The organism is Gemella haemolysans, assembly GCF_001553035.1.
Lineage (GTDB): Bacteria > Bacillota > Bacilli > Staphylococcales > Gemellaceae > Gemella > Gemella haemolysans_B.
Genome location: NZ_KQ959950.1, coordinates 17,793 through 26,947, shown reverse-complemented (window position 1 = coordinate 26,947; position 9,155 = coordinate 17,793). Strand labels below are relative to the sequence as shown.

The 9,155-nt window shown below is 33.0% G+C and carries 7 protein-coding genes; all 7 read right to left on the bottom strand.

Translation table 11 applies throughout. The features are described from left to right. The coding region (locus tag HMPREF3186_RS03735; RefSeq protein ID WP_060913991.1) for an ISL3 family transposase at positions 1 to 1,135 on the bottom strand (1,135 nt) is incomplete at its 3' end. 159 nt (positions 1,136 to 1,294) lie between these two features. Beyond that, entirely contained in the window at positions 1,295 to 2,935 is a 1,641-nt protein-coding gene (merA, locus tag HMPREF3186_RS03730; RefSeq protein ID WP_001031935.1) for a mercury(II) reductase, read from the bottom strand. 28 nt (positions 2,936 to 2,963) lie between these two features. Beyond that, positions 2,964 to 3,356 (bottom strand): mercury resistance transcriptional regulator MerR, encoded by a 393-nt coding sequence (gene merR / locus HMPREF3186_RS03725; protein ID WP_060913990.1) that lies wholly within the window; start codon positions 3,354 to 3,356, stop codon positions 2,964 to 2,966. Positions 3,357 to 3,591: 235 nt separating this feature from the next. Continuing rightward, on the bottom strand, positions 3,592 to 4,392 hold the full coding sequence (yycI, locus tag HMPREF3186_RS03720; protein ID WP_060913989.1) for a two-component system regulatory protein YycI: 801 nt from the start codon (positions 4,390 to 4,392) through the stop codon (positions 3,592 to 3,594). Continuing rightward, a complete protein-coding gene (yycH, locus tag HMPREF3186_RS03715; RefSeq protein WP_060913988.1) occupies positions 4,389 to 5,702 on the bottom strand; it encodes a two-component system activity regulator YycH in 1,314 nt (437 codons plus the stop codon). The genes yycI and yycH overlap by 4 nt, the downstream gene beginning before the upstream one ends. Before the next feature lie 11 nt (positions 5,703 to 5,713). Beyond that, complete coding sequence (locus HMPREF3186_RS03710; RefSeq protein ID WP_060913987.1) at positions 5,714 to 7,654, bottom strand: ATP-binding protein; 1,941 nt, start codon at positions 7,652 to 7,654, stop codon at positions 5,714 to 5,716. Then, entirely contained in the window at positions 7,654 to 8,358 is a 705-nt protein-coding gene (yycF, locus tag HMPREF3186_RS03705; RefSeq protein WP_060913986.1) for a response regulator YycF, read from the bottom strand. The genes HMPREF3186_RS03710 and yycF overlap by 1 nt, the downstream gene beginning before the upstream one ends. Positions 8,359 to 9,155 lie beyond the last annotated feature (797 nt).

Below are 9,155 nucleotides of genomic sequence, written 5' to 3'. Positions count from 1 at the left end.
TTTTGTACATTTTTATATTGACATTTACAATTCGCTCTACCTGCCTAATAATGCTGTTAATTGACTCCGTATAAGCATTAGTGAGCCTTTTATCAAAGTAGTTGAATATTTCAACATGCCAGTTGTCTACGGCTCTCACGAGGTCTTTATATGCGTCTTTAGAGTTGCTGGACATACAACGGTGTCTCCATTGACTATAACGAAGATGACCTTCATCTGGATCAGGAGTATCCCATATCAAGTAAAACTCTTCTTTGAGTTCATAGGCTTCTTTTAAAGCAGGAAGATTACCTAACCAAGTATCTAAGAGGAATGATTCACGTTCATTTAGATCGTGTTTACGCTTTAGAAGGATAAACCTTTCACGCATAAGGGTACGTCTTTCTTTTTGGTTCATATGGGCTTTCAAAGACTTTCTGACGTTATCTAAGGCTTGATTAGCCATTCTAACTACATGAAACTTATCTACGACAACTTTAGCGTGTGGAAGGATAGTGTTCACTGCGTCTTTGTAGGGTTTCCACATATCCATTGTGACGTACTCAATGTAAGTCCTGTCACTGATTTCTGAAAGACGTTGGATGACTGTTTCCTTGTTACGGTTAGGCTTGATGTCATAAATAGTCCTGCGTTCAATATTAGTCAATACAAGCCGAGGTCTACGGATAATATGTATCTCGTCTATCCCAAGCCACTTAGGAGTTTCAAACTGGTATTCACGTTCTTTGAGTGCCACATAGTCCTTAAAAACGTTCCTAATGGTTTTCTCGTCAACACCAACGCTTTCTGCGACTTCTACAAAGGTCTTAGACATGGATTGCTCTTGAATGGACTTTAAAAGCCTTTTGGTCATACTACGCTTTTCATCTACAGATATTAGGCGTTCCCAGAAGGTAGATCCGCATTCACGACACTTATATCGTCTACGGTTCAATTGTAAGCCCACTCGCTTTAAACGAATGGGCAAATCCATAATTAGTTGATTTCTTGAACTGTGTTTGTACAACTTGTCAAAACCACATTCAGGACAACGTTCAGGTGGTCCGACTGCTTCAACTTTAAACATCATATCGGTTTCATTTTCTTGTGGCGGTTCTATTGTTTTAATGTCTGGTAGGGATAATAAGTCTGACATATTATTCATCCTTTATTACTCTGCGGTGTTAAGGTATCAATTATAGATTTGATGTCGAAATCATCAGTGTTAAATTATTTTTGTGACCACAAATGCACTTAGAAAATCCCTTAAAGCATTAGCTGGTTCACTTGAATAGGGAGTTGTAAAAAAGTTCCCTTAGCCTGCACAACAAGATAATTTCGAAATATCTTTATCGAACGTAAGTGCAACTAATTTTAGCCCTTCAGCCATTGTTAAATATGGTGCTAGGGTTTCTGTTAAATCTTCTATCGTTAAGCCAAATTTAACAGCTAATGATGCTGCATAGATGACATCTCCTGCATTTTCAGATACAATATGAACCCCTAATACTTTTAGTGTTTCTGCATCTGCTACTAGTTTAAATACACCGGTTGTTTCACGGTTTACAATTGCTCTTGGAACAGCATCTAAAGGTAATACAGATGTCTTCACATCATACCCTTTCTCTTTTGCTTGTTCTTCTGTTAAACCAACCGTTGCAACCGTCGGATTCGTAAACGTAACAGCAGGAACTACCGATAAATCTATTTTTTTGTTTAATCCACCAATAGCATTATCAGTAATAATTCCACCTTCATAGGCTGCTACATATACAAATTGTGGTCCTAAAGTCACATCTCCTGCTGCATAAATCTTTTCATTACTTGTTTGACCAAAATCATTGATCAGGATTTCATTATTTTTTCCAGTTTCAACACCTGCTGCACTTAAATTTAAAGAATCCGTATTTGGTTTTCTTCCAGTGGCAACAAGTAACTGATCTGATTCAATGACTTCTCTACTGCCATTTACTGTTACGTAAACCCTTTTTATCTCTCCACTTTGTTCAACACGCTCAAAAGTTGCCCCTTTGACAAGGTTTATACCCTGTTCAATTAACGCTTTTTCAACTGACTCTGAAATCTCAGGATCATACTCCTTTAAAAGTCGCTCACTTCTTTGCATAAGCGTTATTTCTGAACCTAAATGATGAAATAGTTGTCCAAGCTCCATTCCAATGTATCCTGAACCAATTACAGTTAATCGTTTTGGTATTTTCTTTAACTCAAGAAGTGTTGTACTAGTTAAATAGTCCATTTTTTCAAGTCCTGAAATTTGGGGCAACGAAGGCGATGCACCTGTTGCAATTAAAAAGCGTTTTGCAGATAACTTTGCCCCATTGACCTCAACCGTACTAGCATCAACGAATTTTGCTTCACCTTTAATTAAATCAAAATTATATTCATCAATTAAATCCATATATTTTTGATTCCGAAGTTCACTCACCAATTTATCCTTTTGCGTGATTAAACTAGCTAAATCCACTTCTCCAGCGGATGTTTGTAAACCTATAAACGGATTGTCTTTTGATAAATGATTGATTTCCCCTGCCCTAAGAAGAGTTTTTGACGGAACACAGCCAATATTCACACAGGTTCCCCCAACCGTTCCACGCTCAATCATTCCAACTTTTGCACCGTATTCTATAGCTTTAATTGCCGAAGAAAAGGCAGCAGCACCAGAACCAATAATAAGAAGGTCATAATTGTCTTCATTAATTAACGCCACGTTTTCTAGTGATGATACTTCTTCAATTTCTCCGGCTTGGTAATTTGCTTCATCAATCGCCTTTATTGCACTTTCAACCTCAATATCATCGGGCAGTTCAAATACTGCTTCACCACGACGATAACTAGACTCAATATTTTTAGCACCTATCTTTTCAAGTGCTGATTCTACGTGTTTTTCACAACCCGTACAAGTCATTCCTGAAATGTTTACCTTAAATTTATTCATAAAAAAGCTCCTTTCGTTAATTAATCTCTCATGTTAATGTTTCTATTATTGGACACGAATGTAATTGCTTTTCATCTGGACATCGTTGTTTTAAGTCGTCTAACATAGTTTCAATTCGTTTTAAATCCTCTATTTGTTTTTGCACTTCCTTTTGTTTTTTAGAAATAAATTCGAACATATCTTGACAACGAACTTCATCTTTATCTACAACACCAAGTAATTTATAAATCTCGCTTAAAGAGAAACCAAGTTCCTGTATTCGTTTAATAAACCCAACACGCTTAACGTCATCATATGAATATATCCGATAACCAGCTTCCGTTCGGTGAGGTTCTTGTAATAAATTTTTTCGCTCGTAATATCTGATTGTTTCTTTATTAACTCCACATTTATCTGCAAACTCACTAATGCGATAAATCATCTTATTTCACCCCCTGAATATTATAAACCATGTACCATAGTACACGGTCAAGTAAATTGGACTATTTTATTTTTTTCCCAAAGTATCACTCGTATGTGATTGATACTTTTATATAATACTATTGATTATCCTAACATCCCACCAGAAAATCCGATTTAAACACCAGTTGTTTTTAAACTATTAAGAAAGTAATTCCACTATATATTCCGAAGACCCTTTGTTTTTAAATACCTATCTATGAGTTATGTCCTTTTCTGTTCAGTACATTTAGATTTATTGCATCTACATAATAGTTGCTAATTTGGCCATCTTTATCACTTATTTCTACATTCCAAGTCGGTATCAACACTTGATTTTCCGTTTGTGAAATATAGGTATAATACCCTAAAGTAGTGCGTACGCGACAGTTTTTAGGAATTAAGTCTTCGTGATATAATCTATTTATCGCTTGACTAGATGGCACTAGCGCCTCGTTCTTATCTTTTCTTATATTCGAAACACTCGTCAATGTGAAGTTTTTAATATCTCCATTACTTTCAACACTAAAGACAATTCGTGCATTTTTATTTGAAAATACTCTAAAACTATCTATTTGCTGTTCAAAGATAACTTCATTTTTTGATGAATTATAACTAGAAAAAATATAATTTGCACTTAATTTCATTTTTTCTAGCAAGAATGAATCTAATTCAGCTCTATAACTACCTTTGTTTACATTGGTAATAGCATTCTCTGAACTGACTTTTAAAGCAGATGTCTTATCAACATTTTCAACTTCATACTTTAGACCACTATCTTCCTTACGGATATCCTTCAAATCAGAAATTGTAACATTCACATAACCAAGATTATCACGTTTCGTTGCATTTTCTTCTACAGTTATGTTATCATTTTTCATAGAACGTTCAATAATTTCTTTTTCTTGAACTATCTCTGTTTTATTCTTCTGAACTGTATATATATAAAATGTTAACAAGACAGCATTAAGCGCAACAAATAGGTAAATAAACAACGTCTTCATCTTACCCCAGTTCATAGTCTCTCTCCCTTGTCAATCATCTCTTTTAATTTTTTAAAACTCATATATCTATCATTATATTTTACATACCACGCTGGCACATAGCTAAAACTATTTCTATCTTTATTATAGACCTTATCATAACCTAGAACTATATCACCTATTTCTTTAAGGTTAACTCTTTCATAAAGATAATTAATTACATATTCAGTTTTCTCAATAGAGTAAAGTTCCGCTTCTTTTGATGAAAGATAAGTCTTTGTAAGTATCTTTGGTGAAGTTAGCTTATATATTCCACTACTATTATCCTCAGAAATAATATCAGCATGACCTTCTTTACTAAAAGCTATCGAATCCTTATAAGCTTCTTGGAAAATAGTAATTCCTTCTAGAGCGGTAGTAAGCTGATAATCTGTATCTCCTATATATCCAAGTCCCAAGAAGCTCATGGTATTGTTTATAGCGACTGTAGCTCCAACTTCTTTCCCACCTTCGTTCGATGGATTTGTATATACTAATCTGTTGTTTATAGATCGTAAGATACCATAACCATCGGTCACTTCATCCTCATTACTAATTCTAAGATTATCCTTTTTCTCAAAAATATCCTTAGCTAACCTATTTAAACTAATCTCTTCAGCACTGTATTCATCTATAACATTATCCTCATCAGACTCTTTCAAATAGATAAATCTATTATTCAAACTATACTTGGCATAGCTTTGTTTTTTCTCATTAAACTTACTATTTACCCTGCTATAAATTTCATCCTTCAGAGTAATCTGTAGATAGTTTTTATCATCTTTTTTATATAAATAAATCATATTTGGTCTTTCTTTTAGTAAAACTATCGTATCAAATTCCAAACTGATATTAGAATTTTCCTCTGAGAAGAACAAAGGTTTCACCAAAGCTGAATCCAAGGTCACCTTATAATTTATCATGATTTTTTCAACATTATTCGTTGTAATATCTTCTATATTTCGATTTCTAACCCTAGACTCTGTACTTTCGCTATCTGAGATTATCGACAATAAATCCTTCAATACCCTTTTATTCTTTACAGCATCAACACTTGCTACCTTCGTTATAGAATTCTGAACTATCGGTTCTTCTCTTGAGCCTTCATAATTTTTTACGACACTATCAGGAATCAAAAAGTTTAAAAGACTATTTTTGTCTGATTCAACCGATTTTTGAGTAGATCTTTTCGTAAAGATCTCGTAATCTGGTTGATAAGTAATAATAAGATAAGATAGCGTTAAACTCATTAGAACTAATATTCCTAATACAACTGATTTAACAGTTTCTTTCCTTTTACTTTTCATATTATTTACCTCTATAACCATTCATCATCAATTTGTTCACAAGGTAGTGTTACGAATATAATACTTCCATAACCCTCTCTACTTTGTGCCCAAATACGACCTTTATGGGCCTCTACTATAGTCTTAGCTAAAGCCAAGCCTAAACCTGTTCCTCCCATACTTCTTTGTCTACTCTTATCAACTCTGTAGAATCTATTAAAGATTTTATCAATGTGGACTAATGGAATTCCTACACCTTCATCTTTAATAGAAATACTCACCCTATTGTGGTGATAGTTCTGTCTCACCCTTATTGTAATATTCTTACCATTAGGAGAGTATTTTATCGCATTATTTACGATATTATCAAATACCTGTGTAAGTTTATCCTGGTCACCTTCTACAAATATCGGACTCTTAGGAATATGCTTTATAAAGTTTTTCTCAGGATGTGTTAAAGCGAATCTATCGGTAATTTGTTCAAGCATCTTATTAATATCGATAAATTCTTTCTCATAATGCTCCTCTTTGATGTCCATCTTACCAAGTTGCATAAGCTCATTTACCATTCTTATCATACGAGTCGTTTCTTTATGAATCGTATCGATAAACTGTGGCGCAAGCTCTTTATCCTCAAGAACACCTTCTTCTAATGCTTCGATATAACTGTTCATCGTTGTTAGAGGAGTACGAAGTTCGTGAGATACTGTAGATACGAATTCTCGTCGTTCTTTTTCCTGACGTTCTTGATCTGTTACGTCATAAAGCACGATAATATATCCTTCCAACTCCGTTGACATCTGAGTTAAATCTTCCTTATCCTCTTTTTCTATTTTAGAAATTTCAGCACGTAAAAGTAGCTCTTCATCCGTTTTTGAGGTATTTACAAGAAGACTATCTTCCGCTTCTAGTATCTCCTCTATACTTTCGTATTCAGTGATGTTAAGAATCTTCAAAACATCTTTTCCGATAAAGATTTCATCATCACGACCACCCAGCATATCTTCCGCACTAGTATTAATCAGAATTATTTTACCGTTATTATCTGTCGTAATAATTCCATCCATCATACTTTCGATAATTGTCGCAAGCTTCCTACGTTCAGTCTCAGTAACAGCCTGCTCTTCTTCAATTCTTTTAGAAATTTGATTAAATACTTTCGCCAGATCTCCGATTTCATCATCTGCATCTATACCAACTACTGTACCGTAGTTCCCCAGAGCCATCTTCTTAACCTGTGAACTCATCTTCTCAATAGAGCTCGTCACCGTTTTTGAAGCTACGAATCCTATTACTGTAGTAATTAATATCGATAGAATAGTTCCCACTATGAAGATTTTAGAAATACCATTTACCTCTTGATAAACACTCTCTATATCCGCCATAAGAGAGATTACACCAATAACTTCATTATCCTTTTTAACAGGACTCACATAGATCCACACACGCTTGTTGCTGTCAGCATTATTTTGAATCTGTTTAGTACTCTCTCCTGTTTTTATAACTTGACTTACCAATGGATCAAACGACCTTTTAGCAAGATATTCATCATTACCATTTTTCGAAGAAGTCGCTAAGATTTTTGAATCATTATCTATAACATTAACTAATAATAACTTTTGAATATTAAATTCACTAACTAGTTTAGCTATACCACTCTTTGAATCTCTATTACTCTTCGAATCTCTGCTATTCTTTGAAGATTCATCTTGGCTAGTACTATCTTCCGTATCTTTCGAACCATCTCCACTACTAGTTTTTTCCAATTCTTCACGAACATGGTAGTTTAAGATTTTTTCCTGTTCGATAATATTCTGTTCAAATGTATTCACATTACTATTTCTTAATTGTGTTGTAAAGAACAATCCGATAAGTTGTAATGAAATTATATTAACCAATACATAAACTATTACGAACTTAGTACGAATTGATGAAAAGAATCTTTTCTTAAATCTCTTTCCCAAAAAACTCATTACTCTTCACCTATAAAGTAACCAACACCACGACGTGTCATAATATACTCAGGTTGAGATGAGTCATTCTCTACTTTCTCACGTAGTCTTCTTACAGTTACATCCACAGTTCTAACATCACCAAAGTAATCATAGCCCCATACCGTCTGCAGAAGATTTTCTCTTGTTAAAACTTGTCCTCGGTGTTGCGCAAGATAATAGAATAAATCAAATTCTCTACGTGTTAAGTCAATTTCTTCACCATTTTTCTTAATAACATAAGCTTCTGGATAAATAACGATATCTTTAATTACAAGATCTCCGCCATTTTTCTCCTCAACTACTCCCTCTTGTTGTTTAATAACACGACGTAGGTTTACCTTAACCCTTGCCATAAGTTCACGTGTTGAGAAAGGTTTAGTCACATAGTCATCCGCTCCAAATTCAAGTCCAAGAACTTTATCTATTTCACTATTTTTTGCCGTTAACATGATGATTGGAATATTCTTTTTAGCACGTACTTCTCTACACACTTCCATTCCATCTTTTTTCGGTAACATTAAATCGAGTAAAATTAAATCTGGGTTCTCATTAAAAGCAAGTTCCACCGCTTTTTCCCCATCATTAGCAACGATTACATCGTAACCTTCTTTTTTAAGATTAAATTCTAGTATATTAGCAATCGGTTCTTCATCATCGACTACTAGTATTTTATATTCTGCCATTTTCTTCCTCCTTAGATTTATACTAAGTATTAACTAATATATATTCCTAATTATATTTTTTATAAAACATTTTTTGGGAGCATACTTTTATTTTTTGACCTGCATCTTCTCACCACCGTGAGTATATACATAGTTATCAATATTATATCATTTTTTTCAATGAAGTTACAACTTTAAGCAAACGATTAACATTCCATCAGTGTAGTGTTATAATTGATGTCAGACAAAATATAAAAAAGAAGAGTAAATCCTGTATAATGAAATTACGACAAATCAAAAAAAGAATTTACTCTTATGAAAACTATTATAGGCGATTTTTTAGCTATAAAATAAAAAGCCGAAGCATAAGAAATAAAATTAAATATTTTTCGTATGCTTCTCAAAGGAAGAAAATAGCGAAAAATGATTAAAATCAAGGATCATAAAGGAAGATTATTTAAAAAATATTAGAATAAAATTTTTTAAATAATACTCTTTCCCTTGAATTTAATCAAGCAAATAAATAATAAAATCAAAAATAAGGAAAAAATTAGATATTTTGAGACGTTTTGAAACAAATTAAGTAATAATTTATCTAAAAATAAAATAATAATTAAAAATACCCTTTTAAAATTGTAATTAAGGTTACTATATATACATTTAATTTAATATAAAAAATAAAGTGTCTAACCCTTATATTATATCATATATAATGATTAATTTTTAGAAAATGTATTATTTAGATTTACATATTGATTATATATGGTTTTCGTGATATTTTAGAGTGGGAGTGACTCAAAAATCGTGATTTCAAAGAA

Bases quoted from the DNA above. Each gene is read 5' to 3' on its own strand.
- yycI (WP_060913989.1), bottom strand. From the start codon at position 4,392: ATGAACTGGGGTAAGATGAAGACGTTGTTTATTTACCTATTTGTTGCG.
- HMPREF3186_RS03710 (WP_060913987.1), bottom strand. From the start codon at position 7,654: ATGAGTTTTTTGGGAAAGAGATTTAAGAAAAGATTCTTTTCATCAATT.
- merA (WP_001031935.1), bottom strand. From the start codon at position 2,935: ATGAATAAATTTAAGGTAAACATTTCAGGAATGACTTGTACGGGTTGT.
- yycF (WP_060913986.1), bottom strand. From the start codon at position 8,358: ATGGCAGAATATAAAATACTAGTAGTCGATGATGAAGAACCGATTGCT.
- yycH (WP_060913988.1), bottom strand. From the start codon at position 5,702: ATGAAAAGTAAAAGGAAAGAAACTGTTAAATCAGTTGTATTAGGAATA.
- merR (WP_060913990.1), bottom strand. From the start codon at position 3,356: ATGATTTATCGCATTAGTGAGTTTGCAGATAAATGTGGAGTTAATAAA.